This is a genomic window from Anaerolineae bacterium, assembly GCA_016931895.1.
Lineage (GTDB): Bacteria > Chloroflexota > Anaerolineae > 4572-78 > J111 > JAFGNV01.
Genome location: JAFGDY010000289.1, coordinates 17804 through 35825 on the forward strand (window position 1 = coordinate 17804; position 18022 = coordinate 35825).

Annotated in this window: 18 protein-coding genes; 2 read left to right on the forward strand and 16 right to left on the reverse strand. The window is 51.2% G+C overall.

From position 1 onward, the window contains the following. Positions 1–88: 88 nt before the first annotated feature. From JW953_22070 to JW953_22145, 16 genes are all read right to left on the reverse strand, one after another. Positions 89–898, reverse strand: a complete 810-nt coding sequence (locus tag JW953_22070; protein ID MBN1995391.1) for an FHA domain-containing protein — start codon at positions 896–898, stop codon at positions 89–91. Between the two features lie 62 nt (positions 899–960). Beyond that, positions 961–4407 carry a protein kinase gene (locus JW953_22075; protein MBN1995392.1) on the reverse strand — a complete coding sequence of 1149 codons (3447 nt, stop codon included), beginning with the start codon at positions 4405–4407 and terminating at the stop codon, positions 961–963. Between the two features lie 8 nt (positions 4408–4415). Continuing rightward, a complete protein-coding gene (locus JW953_22080) occupies positions 4416–4910 on the reverse strand; it encodes a hypothetical protein (GenBank protein MBN1995393.1) in 495 nt (164 codons plus the stop codon). 13 nt (positions 4911–4923) lie between these two features. Then, positions 4924–6894: a VWA domain-containing protein gene (locus tag JW953_22085; GenBank protein ID MBN1995394.1), complete on the reverse strand. Its 1971-nt coding sequence runs from the start codon at positions 6892–6894 to the stop codon at positions 4924–4926. A 33-nt stretch (positions 6895–6927) separates the two neighbouring features. Further along, positions 6928–8043, reverse strand: coding sequence for a Stp1/IreP family PP2C-type Ser/Thr phosphatase (locus tag JW953_22090; protein MBN1995395.1), 1116 nt, complete (start codon positions 8041–8043; stop codon positions 6928–6930). Then, complete coding sequence (locus tag JW953_22095; GenBank protein ID MBN1995396.1) at positions 8043–8939, reverse strand: FHA domain-containing protein; 897 nt, start codon at positions 8937–8939, stop codon at positions 8043–8045. Before JW953_22095 ends, JW953_22090 begins: the two co-directional genes overlap by 1 nt. Before the next feature lies 1 nt (position 8940). Further along, complete coding sequence (locus JW953_22100) at positions 8941–9282, reverse strand: FHA domain-containing protein (GenBank protein ID MBN1995397.1); 342 nt, start codon at positions 9280–9282, stop codon at positions 8941–8943. A 10-nt stretch (positions 9283–9292) separates the two neighbouring features. Then, positions 9293–10291: an FHA domain-containing protein gene (locus tag JW953_22105; GenBank protein MBN1995398.1), complete on the reverse strand. Its 999-nt coding sequence runs from the start codon at positions 10289–10291 to the stop codon at positions 9293–9295. A 113-nt stretch (positions 10292–10404) separates the two neighbouring features. Next, a complete protein-coding gene (locus JW953_22110; protein ID MBN1995399.1) occupies positions 10405–10878 on the reverse strand; it encodes an FHA domain-containing protein in 474 nt (157 codons plus the stop codon). A gap of 21 nt (positions 10879–10899) precedes the next feature. Beyond that, positions 10900–11805: an FHA domain-containing protein gene (locus JW953_22115; GenBank protein MBN1995400.1), complete on the reverse strand. Its 906-nt coding sequence runs from the start codon at positions 11803–11805 to the stop codon at positions 10900–10902. 24 nt (positions 11806–11829) lie between these two features. Beyond that, on the reverse strand, positions 11830–13314 hold the full coding sequence (locus JW953_22120) for a protein kinase (protein ID MBN1995401.1): 1485 nt from the start codon (positions 13312–13314) through the stop codon (positions 11830–11832). A 180-nt stretch (positions 13315–13494) separates the two neighbouring features. After that, entirely contained in the window at positions 13495–13758 is a 264-nt protein-coding gene (locus JW953_22125; protein ID MBN1995402.1) for a helix-turn-helix domain-containing protein, read from the reverse strand. Between the two features lie 134 nt (positions 13759–13892). Beyond that, positions 13893–14297, reverse strand: coding sequence for a hypothetical protein (locus tag JW953_22130; protein ID MBN1995403.1), 405 nt, complete (start codon positions 14295–14297; stop codon positions 13893–13895). A gap of 300 nt (positions 14298–14597) precedes the next feature. Next, positions 14598–15062 (reverse strand): hypothetical protein, encoded by a 465-nt coding sequence (locus tag JW953_22135; GenBank protein MBN1995404.1) that lies wholly within the window; start codon positions 15060–15062, stop codon positions 14598–14600. Positions 15063–15067: 5 nt separating this feature from the next. Further along, positions 15068–15445, reverse strand: a complete 378-nt coding sequence (locus JW953_22140) for a response regulator (protein MBN1995405.1) — start codon at positions 15443–15445, stop codon at positions 15068–15070. Between the two features lie 15 nt (positions 15446–15460). After that, complete coding sequence (locus tag JW953_22145) at positions 15461–15901, reverse strand: DJ-1/PfpI family protein (GenBank protein MBN1995406.1); 441 nt, start codon at positions 15899–15901, stop codon at positions 15461–15463. Between the two features lie 275 nt (positions 15902–16176). On the opposite strand from JW953_22145, the gene JW953_22150 reads away from it, so the two are divergent. Beyond that, positions 16177–17589, forward strand: a complete 1413-nt coding sequence (locus JW953_22150) for a hypothetical protein (GenBank protein MBN1995407.1) — start codon at positions 16177–16179, stop codon at positions 17587–17589. A gap of 153 nt (positions 17590–17742) precedes the next feature. Continuing rightward, positions 17743–18022: hypothetical protein (locus JW953_22155; protein MBN1995408.1), on the forward strand; the 280-nt coding region annotated here is incomplete at its 3' end.

Consider the following 18022-nt stretch of genomic DNA (forward strand, 5'->3'; position numbering starts at 1 on the left):
ATTTTTTATAGGTAGATAGCTGTGCTCTGCCTAATATTGCCCAAAGTATGCTCGGTGTTCTGTTTAGCGCCCTAAAAAACGCAATCCATCAACCCTTTTCTTTATAATTCTTATAACTGCCCCACACAGCTAACAGAAATCCCGCCAGCGTGCCCCAATATCCCAACAATAAACTGATCTCCAGCCCTATTTGTTTGGCCTGATGGTAAACACCGGGAGGGCTAATAACCAGCCAGAGGGTCGCCAGCAGCCCCACGCCGGATGCGCCTAACTCCCACCGGGCGGAAGCCTGCGGTCCCTGCCGGCGGCCGCTGTACCGCAAGTAAATCAACACTAAAACGGTTATGGCCGCTATAGGCGCCAACCAGAGGTAAGTAATGCCACTTTGCCCTTCCAGGCCGGCGGCCATTTGATAACCGCTAAAGTCTCGAGTTTGACCGGCGCACGATAAACGCGTCCAGGGCAGAAAAAAGCAAAACAAAACCAACAGCGTGCCGGAAACCGAAAACTTTCGGTTTTGGGTTAAACTTTGCCAAAAATGTTGTAAATCAAACTTGTTGGCCCGGTGAAGCGGGGGCGCGCCAAAACTGGTGGGCTGCTGCCAGGGCTGGGCCTGAGCCTGCCCCTGAAAAACCAATACCGTGGCCCCAATCTGAATCCGGTCACCGGATTTTAGGGCATGAGGCTTAAGCAGGCGTTGCCCGTTTACATAAGTGCCGTGCGAGCTGCCCTGGTCATACACTATCCATCGGCCGTTTTGATGAACCAGTACGGCATGCTGCCGCGATACGTTGGGGTCTTCCAGGTAAAGGCTATTTTGAGGGTGACGCCCAATGGTTATTTGCTGGTTATTTAAGGCAATTGACCGGTTATTGTAATGAAGCGATGCCTGACTCATAGCTAATTTTCCCTTTCTTAACCTGAGTATCTCCCAGAAATAAGCCCCTGATGAGGAATGACCTACTGCACGTCCATTCGGCTTTTGGCCCACTCTTGGGGATGAATGCCCGCATTGGCAATGATCTCCGTTTGACCGGCGCCGGCACCGTTCATTTTCCAGATACCCCAACTGCCGGAACGGGCGCTGCGAAAGATAATGCCGCCGCCGGGCGTATACGTGGGCAAGGTATCAGGGCCGGGCGCGTCGGTCAAACGTTGCAAATTGGAACCATCTACATTGATGGTGTAAATATCCATATTGCCATCCACCTCGCGGCTAAAGGCAATGGCGCGGCCATCTGGCGACCAGGCCGGAAATGAATCGGTGCCGTGCAAGGTAAGATTGATATGGCCTGAATCATCCCGGTTAGAAATCCACAAACCCTGCTTGTTGTCTCGTCCAGAACGATAGACCAAACGCTCCCCATCGGGCGACCAATCGCCTTGCTCCCCCACCAGTTCAAAACGATACAGCGGATTATCGGCCAAGCTTCTAAAATAAATACGGTAATCCCCGCCCGGCCGGGCGTCGTAGGCCACTGCTTGCCCATCCGGCGACACATTGGCCCAACGCGCGCTGCCTTCTTTCCAGTCAAGATTTTGAAATACTCTATATCCGGCCTGTTCGCATACATCACCGGGTGGCAAATGCACGTCCACCTGCTTTCGCTCGCAAGACCAGACGCCGTAATATACGGCGCAAATATCGCCTGTAGGCGGCACATCAATAGCCACAATGCCCCCGCTAATGGTGCCAAACTCACAATCCACCCGCCCGTCTATAGTGATTTGTTGGTTTACGCCCTGCTCTCCAAAGAAAAAGAGGCGCTTCCCGTCAGGCGACCAGGAAGGCCCGGCCACCCGGTGCATAATTAACCGTTCATTTTTGCCGTTTGTATCGGCAATATAGGCATTGTGAAACTGGCCGTCCCATTTGGAATAGGTCAGCAGGTAAGTTCCGCCATCGCTGTTAACCGACGAGGGCGGAGGGGACGTTTTAGTGGGCAGCGGCGTGGCCGTGGGCAGGTTGGCCAGCTCCAACTCAGGGTTTGGACTGCTTTGGGCCAAAAACGGTTGCGCCGTTTTCTGTTCGTCGCCTGTAACGATATGGCCTGCGGCAAAAATAGCCCCCTCAGGCCCGGCCGCTAACCACAGATCGGTCACGAGCCGGTTACGGCTGATTGTTAGGGGAATATTGGGAGACCACTGTTGGCCGTTGATACTGCGTGATAAATAGGCTTTCAGTTCGCCGTCCCTATCGTCCAGCCAGGTGGCGTAAAAAACGTTGTTGTCTCCCCTGACCAAACTCACATCCTCCCACCGGCCGGCCTGTTTGCCATTGTCATCACTGAGCCAATTCAATTCGGGATGAGATCCGGCGCCGGTTTCCAGTAGGGCGGCCAAAACACCCGATTGTTGGTCATCTTCTCCCTGGCCTGCTTGCGAGGATACAATCATCAAAAATTTATCCTCGGCCAGCGCGGTTAAGTAAGGCGGGCTATACGTTGTCCCTGTTTCAGTAATAATTTTTTGAGGCGCGCTCCAGGTTTGGCCCAAATCGCGGGAGGTGATCATATAAAGTTGGTCTCTGTCCTCGTTCTGCTCCACCCAGGCCAGGCAAAGCGAGTCTTCAAATCGAACAACATTGCCGGGAATGATGGGGCTGCCGGAACCGGCCAGTTTTTCATTGCTGCTCCAGGTTTCACTATCTTTTTGACTTGCAGCAAAGTAAAGGTCAAAAGAAGCGCCCTTGGTTTCAACCCACGCCGCGCCCAACCGCTCCGACCCCAGGGAAATGAGGTTAGCTCCATAGCGATCAGCCGGCCGGGATTCGTCGTTGACCACTACCGGCGCTTTCCAGGAGCCGCCGTTATTGGGGCTTAAACTGCTGAATACTTTTGTAGTACCCCCCGATTTTTCAACCCAAACAGCAAACAGGCGGCCCTGTTCATCATAAACTAACCAATTATCGGCCAGTGGGGTTAAGATCGCTTCATCAGGCCGGTTGGTTGTTATGGGTATGCGCCGCGCCGCCGTCCAGTTTTGGCCCCGGTCTTCGCTGGCGGTCACTAGCAGGCCGGTTTCCGGCTGCAGCCAGCCCACGGCCAACCGGCCGGAAGAGTCGGCGGCAAGGGTGAGGTGCTCTTGCCGCGTGTCGCCGGGCAAATTTAAATTAGAGGTTAAAGGTTGCCATTTTTCACCGGCAATACCTGCCGCCATTTCTCCGGTTGGAGTAGCGTCACCTGGACGGGGTAATTCTTTCCCCCCCTCTGAACTCTCGGTAGAGGTTATTTTAGAAATAGGCTTGGCTACCGTAACAACAGGAGTGGTTGGAGTAGCGGCAGGGATAGTTGTCTTTTTGACCTCTAAGGAAATCTTCATTTGCCCCTCGCCCGCTATAGCTGTTGCCGTGCCTGTTTCCGGTTCTTTATCCCTACCCAGTAATACGACCGTTGTCACCATTCCGGCCACGCACGCTACAGCCAGCAAAGCGGCGGCCACAACGAGCAGGTTACTTTTGCGCCGTTTCTTGTTGGGGGCCGGATAAGGGCCGAGTACAGAACTATCCCAAACCGTTGTGGGCGGTTCATCCGGCACGGTTCCCTGTGCAGAAATGGGCGGAGGGGTATATTGCCCGACTTCACCTGAAACGCCACAAGCGGCGGCAAAGGCCCGGGCCAGAGCGCCGGCCGAAGCAAAACGTGTGGCGGGGTCTTTGGCCAAAGCCTGGGCCAACACCTTCTCCACCGCTTTGGGCACATCTGGCCGGGCGGCGCGAATAGAAGGCAGCGGTTCATGCACGTGAGCGTACAACACGGCCATTGTGTCCCCCACAAAGGGTGGTTGTCCGGCCAGCAATTCATAAATAACAACGCCCAGGGAATAAATATCTGATTGAACGGTGGGTTCTTGCCCTTTGATCTGTTCAGGCGAGGCGTAAAAAGGCGTGCCCACGCTGCCCTGTTCGGTGGTGATGCGGGTAGAATCACGATGCCAGGCAATGCCAAAGTCGGTTAAAACAATCCGGCCGTCGTTGCGCAAAATAATATTGGCCGGTTTCACATCACGGTGAACCATGCGGTGAGCGTGGGCGTGGTCCAGGGCCGCGGCAATTTGATTGAGCCAGACAGAAATTTGGGGCAAGGCGGGCAAACCCTGAGTTTGTGTCACTTTGTCCAGGGTGCGCCCGCCCACAAATTCCATGGCAATATAGTGCCGGTCATCCTCCTGATTCACATCAAAAATAGTAATGATGTTGGGATGTTGGAGGCTGGCGGCCAACTGCGCTTCCCTGCTAAACCGCTGCACAAATTTTTGGTCCCAGGCCAGGTGAGGGGCCAGCACTTTTAACGCGGCCACCCGGTTCAACTGCGTATCCTGCACCCGATAAACAGCCCCCATGCCGCCCCGCCCCAGTTCATTCAAAATCTTGTAACGATTGGCGATGATTTGGCCTTCTTCAAACATATTACCTCTTAAGATTTATTAGCAGCTCTGAAAATAAGGATGGTGCTGCCAACCTGAATTCTGTTACCATTCCCCAAATTTTGTTCTCTAATAGCTTTGCCGTTAACTATCGTTGGCACCCGGCGCGATAGATTGCAGATTTTATAACGATGGCCGTTCCAGTATACCCGGGCCTGAACCATGTCTGCGCCGGAGTCCGCCCGCAAGCGCACTGTATTTTGCGGACCGGCGCCCAGGTAAACTTCCTGATACCCACTCAGGTTATGACTTCGCCATTGGCTATGCGCCGCTTCAAACCAGATGGTGGGCATCTTCTGGCCGCTCCGCTTGGGTTTAGGCCGGGGATTGGCCTGGTTGCGCCCTTGCCGGTTGGCTTCAATGGAAAATTTGTTTTTGCCAAAGATATTGATGTGCGCCCGTACCCGGTCGCTAATAAGCAGCGCCAGGATGACAACAACCATTGCCAGGATGATGAATACAAGGATGATGTTTGAAACGTCCAAAATACTCACCCTTTTATTTAACTTGTTTAAACACCAACCGCACCCGGCCTAACTCAATCTTATCGCCGTCCTCCAATCTCATCCCGGAGGTTTCTTGCCCGTTAACGCGGATGGGGTTGGTGGCGGCCAGGTCGTAAATATAAAAAACGCCCCGGCTCTGCTGTTTAATGCGGGCGTGGCGGCGGCTGACCGAGCCGTCGTCAATCACCAGGTCGCATTGGCCGCCGTCGCGGCCAATGGTGTTTTGCTCGCCCAGGGGATATTGCTGGCCGGGCCGGTTGCCCTGTTCCATCACCAAAAAAGCAACGGCACCGGTAGCCTCACCAATGGCCTGGGTCGGCGGGATGGGCATGCCCACTCCGGGCCGGCCAGGCGGCGCCACACCGGGAGCCTCCCCGGTTACGATCAGCGGCACGCCCGAGGCAGAGGGGGGCGCGGTTGGCCCGGCTGGGGGAAAATCAAAAGGTCCCGGTCCTATTGGTGCCGGGGGCTGTTGCGTGGGAGCGTCGGCATAATCTACTCCTACCGCGACCACTTCGGGTTCGGTGCGTCGGGCGCGTAAAATGAGGGCAGTAGCCACCACCAGGATAATGAGCAGGATGATGATGACCACCCAGGCCCAGACCGGCAGCAGTGATTCATCCGTCACCAGCCAGCCGGCGCGCATCGTCACCGCTTTTTCGCCCTGGTTAGACGGCGATTGGTCGTCGTAGGCTACTACCCGAATCCGGTGGCCGCCAGGCGTAACCGTGGCGGTGTCCCACAAATAACTGAAAGGGGCATTGGTTACGATAAATGGTTCGGCGGCGTCATCTATAAAATACTCCACGCGCTCAATGGGATAACGGGCCGAAATAACCGGCACAATATTAAAAAGTTTATACTCGTCACTTTGAGGCACTTCAAAGTTATCTGGCAATGGTTCCATGGTGGGCTTGCCGCCAACCACCTCTGAGGGTTTCTCATAAAAAAGTTGGATGCCGGGTTTTACCGGGCACAGGGCGGTAAAGGTTTCGGTATTTACGGTTTCGCCGTCTATGGTTTTTACCTTTATTTCCAGGCCGTGGTCTTTGTTGTCGCAGCGAAGATTTGAGGCAAAAGTCAGGTCATATTGGGTTTTGAGCTGGTCAGAAATTTCTTGGTAAACTCCGGCCAAAGCGGCGGCCTCGGCGGCCTCAAAATAGCTGCCGCCGGTCAGCACGGCCAAACGCCGCAGGTATTCGGTATCGGGTAAAGCGCCCAGGCGAATACTAAACACGGGAATATGCTTATTTTGGGCTTCGGAAATGGCCGCTTCCTGGCTCAATTTGCTTACCGGCGTGCCATCCTCGCGGCCCTCTTTGCCATCGGTAAACAGGATAACCGCCCGTTTGCCGCTGCCCCCTTTTTTTTCGGCGGCCAGGCGCACCGATTTATAGGCCCCATCATATAAAGGGGTGGTGGTTTCGCCGGGCACGGGGTCGGGCAGGTTTTCGACTTTGGCGATCAAACTCTGTTTGTCGGCTGTAAAATTGGCCTCCCGCACCGGGTCAATGTTTTCCAAAATGGGTTCATTGGTGTTCACGGCGTCGCCAAAAACAACCAGGGCCGCTTCATCGGCCGGGCCAAGCGCCCGTAAAAAAGTAATGGCCGACTCTTTAGCCTGACGCCAGGGTTTAAAGTTACCGGCGCCCATGCTGCCGCTGCCGTCAATGGCCAATACCACCGATATTTTTACATCGGGATTGACTTTTTCGGTCACGGTCTTGATTTCCACCCGCTTGCCATCCTCGGCGGCCTGAAAGTCGCCCGGCTGTAGCTGCCGGTAGGGAATACCGCTATTGTTGATAACGGTGACAGTTGTTTTTAATTCAGGGAAGGCGTTGTAATCAAACTCATTAAAGGCGAGGTTGACCCCTTCTTGAGACGAGGCGGTGACAGTAAATAATAAGAGCAATCCCAGGGTTAAGAAGGTGATAAGTTGACTGCGTTTTTTGGTATCCATGATAAAACCTCTGCTGTTGAAGATGATGATGATTTAACTCTGATGAGTGGCAAATAACCAATAGCTAAAAAGAAGGCCAATGATAAAGCCCAATCCTGCGCTTCCCCCAACAAAGGTACTCCACGTCAATTTCGAACTGATGACGAAGACAACGGCGGTGATACTCAATTGCAAAAAAATCAAAATCACCAAAGCGAGGATCGCGGTTGAGATTCTCGAAAATTTGGGGGATTTTTGAGCAGAAAGTTGAATAGTTTTGGCCGGGGCGGCTGTGGTAGCCGGCCGAATCAGTCTATCCGTATTGGCCAAGTTTTTCTCCGCCTCGCTGGCCTGCCGGTGAGGGCCAAAGACCCGGCCGCCGGGTAAACTGGGGGCGTTCCGGCTGTCTAGGCGAGCAATGAGCACGGTAATGTTATCCTCGCCGCCCCGGCTGTTGGCTAATTGCACCAGTTGCCGGCAGGCGGTTTTAGGGTCGGGCTGGCCGGTTACTATTTGGGTCATTTCCAAAGGATTGACTTTATTGGTCAAGCCGTCGCTGCATAAAATAAGCGTATCGCCAGGGTACACGTCTTGGATCATCCGGTCTACCCGCACCACAACGTTGTTGCCCAGCGCCCGCAGTAGCAAATTCTTTTTGGGATGATAGTAGGCTTCGCTGGCCGTCATGGCCCCGCTGGCTACCTGGTCGGCCACCCAGGAGTGGTCCTGAGTGATTTGTTGTAACAGCCCGTTTCGCAGCAAATAGGCCCGGCTATCTCCCACATGGCCAATAAAGAGCTGCTGACCGGAGAGCAAAGCCACCGTGGCCGTTGTGCCCATCTGGGTTACTCCCAGTTGGGTTGACAGGTCTAGCAGGCGGTCGTTGACGGCTTCAATGACGTCTTTTAAAACCGCCGCATAATAATCGGCGCGGCCGGGGCTATAATCAACCAACTGCTGAAATTGGCCGGTGGAAAAGAATTGGTCCAAACTGGCAATGGTATATCCACTGGCCATATCACCGGCCTGATGACCGCCCATGCCATCGGCCACGGCCAATAACAGGGTTACATTTGGCGGTAAATTAGGTTGGGTTAAAATCAGGTAACTATCTTCATTAAGTTCCCTGACCCGACCCCGGTCGGTGAGATGGCCAATTTGAAAGCCCATTACAATTTGCCGCTTTTAACTTGCATAAAAGATAGGGTGGTGCGGCCAATATTTATCTGGTCGCCATCTTCCAAAATATGACGGTCTATTTCACTGTTATTCACTTTGGTGCCGTTGGTGCTGGCCAGGTCGTGCAAAACAAAGCGCCCCTTTTCCAGTTTCACTCGGGCGTGCTGGCCGGAGGCCGAGGTGTCGTCCAGCACAATGTCGCATTGTTGGGCATCCCGGCCCAGGGTGGTCACTTCAGCCAATCTATACTCTTTGCCGGCCCGCGGCCCGGAGCGAATAACCAGAAAGGCCATTTCTTCCGGCATCTGATGGAGCAATTCGGTTTTGGCCGGGCCGGGCACGCCCGGGGCCGGCCCGCCGAGAAAAGAGACACCGGCCATGCTGCCGCCTATATTTTCGGTGGGTAAGGGGGCCACAGGCGGGATTTGCCCAGGGTCAGTTGCGGTGGCTCCTCCTGCCCAGGGAGGCGCAGGAGATTGCCCGGTGGGCGGTTCAAAGGTTGGCAGCGGAGATGCCGGATACGGCGGCATGCCCATTTCGCCTGCATATACCTCGGCGTTATAAAAAATTTTGGCCAGGTATCCCAAAATTGAAATTAGCCCGGCCACCGCCGCGCCGATACCCAGGTAAGCCAATAACGGCACCGCGTGGATAACATTTTGGGCAATACGCTCGTCTATGGCCACCGCTACCGAAGGCACCAGGAAGACAATAGACACCACAATCAAAACCTTCCAGATAAGTGGTTCGGTGCCTTTGCGTTGGGAGTCGTAAAAAATCCAGAAAGCGCCCAGCAAGGCCACGCCCAGGGTCACAAAGGCAATCCAACTATACCATTGTAAAACTACAATATTTTCACCATAAATGGCCGGATTTAAGTCTCTCACCTCAATCTTTGACCTCCTTAAACACCAGTTTTACCTTACCCAGTTGAATAACATCTCCATCCAGCAAGGCTTGTTTTTCAATCGATTTGTCGTTTAGATAGGTGCGGTTTCGGCTGGCCAGGTCGTATAAGACAAAACGATTATTTTCATATTTAATCACCGCATGTTCCGCCGACACATGTTCATCATCCAGGATAAGGTCATTCGTGGCGGTGTCGCGGCCAATGCGATAGGTGGTATGACCAATGCGTTGGGGTTTCTTGGGAGAACGAACGCCGCTCCGTATCACCAGGAATGCTTCGGGCAGTGGAGGCTGGCCCATAATTTTTGTTTTTGCGACCATTGTCTGCTCCTTATTTCATTTGTTTAAAGACCAGCACGGTTCGGCCTAAACTTACTTCGTCGTTATCTTGCAGCACTTGTTTGGAAACATCTGCTCCATTTACTTTGGTGCCATTGGCCGTAGCCAGGTCAAACAGGGTAAATACATCTTGGTTATCTTGGCCTTTACTTTGGCGGATTTTAACGTGTTGGCGCGAAATGGCCGTGTCGTCTAAAACAATATCGCAGTTACTTGGGTCCCGGCCAATGGTGGTTGCTTCAGGGCTGAGATGGTACAATTTACCGGCGCGGGAGCCTTCTTTCACCACAAACCAGGCGTTCACCGTAGTGGGGACAGCGTTGAGTAGTTCTGTTTTGGGAGGCGCGCTTCCTACCTGCCCCACCAGGCCAGGTCCCGCCATTCCCCCGCCGCCCATACCAATTTGTTCTGTAACCGGGTGGGACATTTGGGCCGTGGGGTCAACCGGAAACGAACCAGGAACCTGGGGGGTAGGTGGGGAAAAGTCTACCTGGGGTTGAGTGGGAGGATACGCGCCCATAGTTGGCTCCATCCCGCCATAAAACGGCGCGGGCGAAGCAACCGACACCGCTTGACGGGCGCTTTGAAAATAGCCAATAACGCTAATAATGCTGCCCACCAAACCGGCCAGGCTCAAATACAAAAACCACTCCAGATTTTGATAGTCAACGCCTATCTCTTCGGTTAAGCCTAACTGCGCGGCAATGGTCTCAAAGGCCTGGGTTATGTTTTCACCAAATTGTTCAGAAAACTCGGCCCGTCCTTCCAGATAACTTTGCAAGAGTTGCTTATCTTCTTCTTGAAAATGCAAAGTGGTCCAGGCGGCCGGCAGGGTCAAGGCCAGGCTCACCAAACCTATGGCCAACCAGAGGCTGGCTTGAATATTCTGTTGGCGGGCCGCATACCAGATATAACCCGTTACAATCAACACAATGGCCGGCACAACCAGGGCCACGTAGTTGAGATACCAGAGTTCAATTATTTTTTCCATAGTCCAATTACTCCTTTAGAAAACGGTGAATTTTTACCGGTCATCCTAACCTTCGCTGAATCACTGAGTCGCGCGGTTTTAATTTGTGACCACGCTATGAATAATAATTTTGCTTAATCAACTTTTTTGAATACAAGAACGGTCCGACCAATTTCTATTCGGTCTCCATCCTTGAGGGGGTGTTTAACCACTTCTTCCCCGTTAAGTTTGGTGCCATTTGGGGTTGCCAGGTCATGGAGAACAAATTCCTGCTCGCCTTCAGAATTTTTTAAGACCCGTATCTTGACATGCTGGCGCGAGATAGCCGAGTCATCCAGAATAACGTCACAGTCAGTGTCGCGGCCAATGGTGGTATCATCTGGATTGAGATGATAAATCTTACCGGCTCGCATGCCTTCCCGGATCACCACCCAGGCAAAAGTGGGCGGGGTAGTATCTAGTAGTTCTGTTTTAGCCTGGGGACCGGCCATGCCTGCCGGCCCATAACCGGCCTGCTGACCAGCCTGCCCCATTTGTTCGGTGGGCCGATAACCGCCCGGTTCCGCACCCGGCCATTGCGTGGTTGGATTTTCATAATCTTGACTCATCAGTTTCTCTCCTTAATCTCATCAACGCACTTCTTTAAAGGTAAATGTCATCGCGCCCAGGCGAATTTCGTCTCCATCTTCCAGCCGCTGGCGTTGAATGCGCTGGTTATTGAGAAAAGTGCCGTTAGTGCTGGCCAGGTCGTACAACCAGAAGGTATTATGTTCCGGCCTGATTTTGGCGTGTTGTCCAGAAACAGACTCGTGGTCCAAAACCACCTGGCACCGGCCGTCGCGGCCAATAACCGATTCGCCTGTGCCAATAGGATAGCTCTTCCCCTGGCGCGACCCGCTCCGAACGACCAACCAGGCCACTACCTGGGCCGGTTCTGCCATAAGTTTGGTGCGTTCTAAAGGGGGAGAACCACTTTTAGCCGCAGATGGTATAGATGGCGGGACTGTAGCGGTTGGCGCCGGAGGCGTTACCGGCGGGGGGGGCTGTTGGGGATATGTTGGCGGCATTTGATATGTTTGCGGATAGTCTGTGGGCGGCGGAGAAACCACAAAAGAAGCCGACGCGCTACGATAATATCCGGCTCCGGCAATGACGCTGCCCACAAAACCGGCAATGCTTAAATAAATAAACATTTCCAGATTGTCATAATTGATATTGGTTGTTTGGGTCAGCCCCATCTGTTGGGCCAGGGCTTCAAGCACTCTGGTGACATCTTCGCCAATAAGCTGTTGGGAGGTTCTCACCTGATCCAGATAGGCCTGTAAAAGTTCTTTCTCAACCTGATCCATATTCAGCGCAGTCCAGGCCGCCGGCAGAGTTGCGGCCAGGCTGACCACGCCGACAATCAGCCAGTTGGTGGCCGGCACGGCTTTTTGATTGGCGTCGTACCAAATATATCCGGCCACGGCCAGGGCAATTACCGGTACAATGATCGCCACACTGTTTAGATACCAAAGCTCAATCAAGTTTTCCATAATCATTATCTCCTGGGTTAATTATTATTTAACTTCAAACCGCAATAAGGCATTGCCAATTTGAATCTGGTCGCCATGTTGTAAAATAGCCATCTGGTCAATTCTGACCCCGTTCAAAAACGTGCCGTTAACAGATATATCTTTCAGCCAGTAACGACCTTCATGATTTTCAACCTGAGCATGCGTGCGTGAAATGAGATGGTCGTTTGGCTCAATATCGCGACGGTGTAGTTCAACGATTGTGGTATTAAGCCGAATAGTTCGGCCGTTGTGGAGAACCACCAATTGGGCTTGCTGTGTTGGTTTCCAAAAAAGGCTGTCATCAATGTGGCTGGTCACTTGAGGGGTATAGCCAATCGCCCCGGCCAATTCCAGCGCGGTCTGGAAACGACGATTTTTGTCTTTCTCCAGGCAACGCAGGGTGGCTTTTTCTAAATGAGCCGGGATCTGAGCATTGAGTTTGCCGGGCGGGGTGGGCGCCTGGGTAACGTGATAATGAACTATCTGCAAAGTATCTTGGCTAAAAAATGGCACATAGCCGGTCAACAATTCATACAGCACTACGCCTAACGAGTAAATATCGCTCCGCCCGTCAACCTGATGGCCTTTGGCCTGTTCATAAGATAAATACAAAGGCGTGCCCACAATCATGCCGTCGGCGGTGTGGGTAGTTTGAGACGTGATGCGGGCAATACCAAAGTCAATCAATTTCACCTGGCCTTGGGTATTGAGCATAATATTTTCTGGCTTAATATCCCGGTGATAAATACCCAATTTGTGGGCGTATTGCAGGGCCTCACAAGTTTGACCCACAATGGATACCACTTTATCAAAGGGCAACCGGCCTTGAGCCATCCGCGCGCGCAGGGTAGGGCCATCCACATATTCCATAATCAGATAAAGTTTGTTGTCAGGGGTAACGCCGCCGCCATAAATCCGGGCAATATGGGGATGGCGTAGGGTTTGTCCGTATCTGATTTCCCCCTGAAACTTTTGGCGTAAATATGGATCAGGCCGAACCAGAAATTTAATGGCCACTGTCTCTCCCTTTTGGTCTTGCGCTTTGACTACTTGGGCCGCCCCACCGCCGCCCAAGTTTTGCAACCTTTGATAATTTTGTAGATTAATATCTTTAGAATCAGAAGGCGCAGATACCGGTTGTGAGAGGGTCTGAGGCGGTGGGGAAGGGGCTGGCGTAACCACGCTGCGGTTATCTTGAAAAGCAAAAATGGTCGGCCCGATCTGAATTTGATCCCCCGACTTTAGATAATGTTGGGCAACCCGTTCTCCATTAACCCAGGTGCCGTTGACACTCCCCCGGTCATACAGAACCCAACGGTTGGTATGATCTAACGTAATCTGAGCATGGTTTCTTGAAACCAGATCGTTGTGTATTGTTAAATTATTTTCCTGGCCCCGGCCAATGGACAACGGTTTTTGTTGAGCCTGGGCAGGATTAATGGAAATTCGTCGTCCCTGATATTCTCCCTTAAGACCACTTAATTCCACTAAATGATTTGCAGGAAAAGATGTGGCTCCAGACTGTTTTCCGGGAAAAGATGTGACCACAGGTTGTTTGCCAGGGGGAGACTTTACAATAAAAAAAACAACCACCACAACAACGACCAAAATAATGACTAAAAAGGTTAGACCATCCATATTTTAATTCAATACCCCGCCAAATAATGGTTAGCAACTATCTTTAAGTTTGATATCGGCAACAGGCTGCTGTGATTCCGGTTTAGCCGCCTGGAACCTTTCGTTTTCACTCTCTTTACCATCCTCTTCGCCAATTTCCTCTCCAATCAACTCCTCCACCCTTGATCGGTGGATACGCCATCCCCGTCCAACCTTAAACGCCGGTAGTTTTCCCTGATTACACCAGCGCCACACCGTAGTCCGGCTTACTTTTAAGTAGTCTGCGACTTCTTGCACCGTCAAAATCTTATCCACAAATAGTCCCCCTGCTTTGTTGCATTAACCAACACCACCAAATAATATTCGCCAAGAAATTCACAAATATGCATAACCTAACATAGTTTAACTTCAGCGGCAATAGATTTTCTGCCAAAAAACTGCCGGCTTTGTTAGTGTAGGTCAACCAGGTATTGCGCCACAGTGTGAATCGCCACTCTCAATTCACGATAGTATTGGCGTTCACTGATTGATAATCTCAAGGCAATATTTGAGGGGTTCATTTTTTCGTAGTAGGTCAGCGTCAAAATATCATGGCGTAACTGCCACCGCGACCAAGTGGCCTGGTCGGCAAAAAGTTTTACCGACTCAATAGCCTGGGTTAGAATTTGTTGCAGGCTTGAGCCATCCAAATAAATTTGCCAGGTTTCAGCCATTAATTTGGCCAATGCACTTCTCTCTAAATAACGCGTGTTATCCAAATAACGAAGCGCGTTACGGACAATTTTTTCTATTTTCTGTTGCTGCCGGATAAAAAAGAGTTGGGTCAATTGCTCTAAATCTTCTTGTAGACTCATCTCTTTTATTTTTTCCACGCAGCGAGGCGGAAATAGATCATCAATATTTATCTGATCAACATAAATATTTACCCATGCCGCCTTATGAACTTGATATTGCCTGGAAAGCAAAAAATCAACCGGACATTGTGACCTTTTCGTACCGGGTAGGGAGGCGGGAGAGGTTTCTGACGCATCCGTTCCATTTTTCACATGCTCAGAAGGCGTTTGGAGAGCTTGCAGTTGCTTCCGGTACTGAAAAATCAATTTGATGAGTTCTGTTTTAGGCAAGCTTTTTAGTTGATGAGCATCCATATTTTTCTAGCCAATTACCGATAATGACCGGGCCACCTGACGGGCAAATTCCACCAAATCTCTCTTGTCCGGGTAGATCACCAGCTTGTCAAACACGTTCCCTAATCCCAAATCAGTTATTTCAGTTTCAGGTAAAGGCCCAACCACAAACCTGGCATTATTGACGCAAGCTCGTTCGCAAAAATCGGGCCAGGCGGGAATATCCCTGAGTTGTGAAGTTCCTGATGACGCACAGGGAATAATCAGGCAGATAGCGTTGTCGGCCAGGGGCAATGCCTGCTCCAGGGTTAAATCGGGCACTAACACCAACCCTTGCGCCCCGCACAATCGCTGGGGGCTTAAACCAATCACTTTGACCCTTAAGCCAGCCTTGCGCATTTCGGTAACAAAAATAATAGCCGTTGTTTCTTCAAATTTATCTCCCCACAACACAAAAATATAATCCTGAGTTTTGATAGTTGATTTTTTCATTATTCTCAACAATACCCCAATACGTCATCAACAACCTCTAATAACTGCATTGGCGAGAAGGGTTTTTTAAGATAATGGGTCAGGCCTAACTGTTTGAGATGACGTCTTATATCCGGTGGAGGATGGCCGCTGATGAGTACGATCCCGGTGCGGGGCCAACGTTTATAAACATTGTAGGCCAGTTCCAGGCCATTCATTCCGGGCAATTGATAATCAATAATAACCAGGTTAAATAATTGTTGTTGCAACTCTATCAGCGCCTCCGGCCCGTCAATTGCCGTTGAAACTCTATAATCCGGCCTCAGCGTTTTAAAAATATGTTTTAACAACAACCGAATGGCAGGTTCATCATCTACTACCAGAATTTGCATATTGGTGTGCATAATTTTCAGTTTCACCTAAACAAAAGATCCGGCTAAATCCTGGACAAATTCCTGCAAATCTTCAATATTGGGATAAATAGTCACCTGTTCCGCCGCCGAAAAGGATCCTTCATCCAGATTGGTCTCATCCCCTGAGGCAAAAACAAATCTGGACTGATTGGCCTGGGCCTGTTGTAAAAGTTCAGCCAAACGCGGATCATGCTGAAAGCGCTTCAATCCCGCCAAAGTTGTGGGAATAATCAAACAAGTTGTATGAGGAGCCAAAGCCAGGGCCTCATCCAGGGTGAAATCGGGCTGTAAAATCAGGCCATGGGCGCCATTGATAGGTTGGGGCGTCAGGCCCACCACTTTCACCCGCATTCCAACTTCACGCAGCATAGTTACAAAAATAGCTGTCGCTGCTTCATCAAATCGGTCTGCCCATAGTACAAAAACGTAGTGGTGAGATCTGTTCATAGAACTATCTACCTCAATTATCAATCAGCATATCCTAAAAATGCTATCATCATCTACCATCTACCTCTCATCTATCTCTCACTTTCCTCTCATTAGGCAATGCCGCACATTGTTTTTACTCAGAGAGTGTGGTATGCTAAAGTATCTCGATGATGCTCAGTATCCTGATGATGCTCAGTATCCTGATGATGCTCAGTATCCTGATGATGCTCAGTATCCTGATGATGCTCAGTATCCTGATGATGCTAAAATATCCTGTGGTTTAGGAGAGTGTGGTGAACAGAAAAATCTCATTGCCAAAACTCCAAGACGATGTTTATAGTGCGCTTAAGTTGTGGCATGAAGCTGGCACTGAGATCAGCCCGCTTAATTATCTGTACCTCTTTCAGCAGGCCCGGCTCAAAAGCGGCGGTAATGCTCACCAGGCCACCAACCAGCTTCTCTTTGAAGCCTTAGAAACTATGGCCATTGAGTATCCCACTGAGGCCGGTTTACTGCGCAAGCGTTTTTTGGATGGGCAGGTGATGTATACCGTGGCTAACTGGCTCAACGTGGGTGAGTCTACGGCCTACCGCAAGCAACAGGAAGCTATTGAACGTCTGGCCCTCATCCTACAAAACCAAGAAACCCAGGCCCGCGCTGAATACCGGGCCCGCCTGGAAAAACGGCTAAAATTGCCTCTGGCAGTTGAACTGATTGGGGTGGAAACGCACCTGGATACTTTGGTAGAGGTTTTAACTTTACCGACGCCACCCTGGCTGATTTCTATTGAAGGATTGGGGGGTATTGGCAAAACAGCCCTGGCCAACGCTCTGGTGCGCCAGCCCGATTTAAGCGCCCGGTTTTACGACATCGCCTGGGTGAGCGCCAAACAACAAGAGCTGCTGCCCGGAATTGGTTTGGCCCAGATTGATAGGCCGACTCTCACCACCGAGGCTCTGATTGATGCCCTGCTGGAGCAGTTTAATGACTCTCTCCCCCTGACCCTATCGGTTTCACAAAAAAAGGAGGCGCTGGTCAAAATACTCAAACAAGCGCCACGCCTGATTGTGATTGATAACCTGGAGACGGCGTCCGATTACCAAACTTTCCTGCCGTTTCTGGTGACCCTGGTCAATCCAAGTAAATTTCTGTTGACCAGCCGCCACAGTTTGTGTGCTTATCCCGATATTTTTTGCCATAGCCTGGCTGAACTCAGTCAGGCCGACACAATTCACTTGATTAGATACGAGGCCAGAATGCGGGGCATTCCCATGTTGGCCAACGCTCCTACCGACAAGCTGCGAAGTATTTATGATGTGGTCGGCGGCAATCCCCTGGCCCTAAAATTGGTAATAGGACAAATTTCAATTCTGCCCTTGAGCCAGGTGCTGGATAATCTTAAGCAGGCGCGAGGCCCCAAAAATGACGAACTATACACCTACATTTATTGGCAAACTTGGAATATGCTGACTGTGACCGGCCAGCAGGTGTTATTGACGATGCCCCTGGCCCAGGAGGGCACCCTGGAACAATTGCTGGCGCTCAATGAACTTGAACCGGACGAACTCAGCCGGGCGCTTGAGCAACTGGCAGCTTTGTCCCTGGTGCAAATTGGCGGCGGACTGGAAGAACGGCGTTACAGTATTCACCGTCTGACAGAGACGTTTTTATTGAATGAAGCCATCCAATGGAATACGTCAGTTTGAATGAGCGCCAGCCTCAACAACAATATCGGATAGCCTGCCTCCGGCCACAGCTACCAAAAGGGTAAAGCGAAGAACAGACTCGGCTTGAGTTTACTTGCCTCTTCCGGCGGCAAAAGTAAAATACGGCCAAACACCATAGAAAGTAGGATTGAAATGACCCCACAACTGCCCCCCATTGCCGATATTCCCCTTCCCAATAGCATCCCGAAGGACTCTCATTGGTGGTTGTGGTCACAATCGACACGTCGGATTGAGCTTGAGTACCCGGCTGGTACTTTGAATTTATCCCGCCAGCAGAAAGCCAGCCCAAATAGTTGGTTTTTAGTAAAGCAAAATAATACCCTTATCTCCTCTGCCTTTGACGCAGGTACCTTTCGTGGTTACAATAAGCTGAGATTGGATTTTTCACATTTACCCACTCTTGTTTTGACGG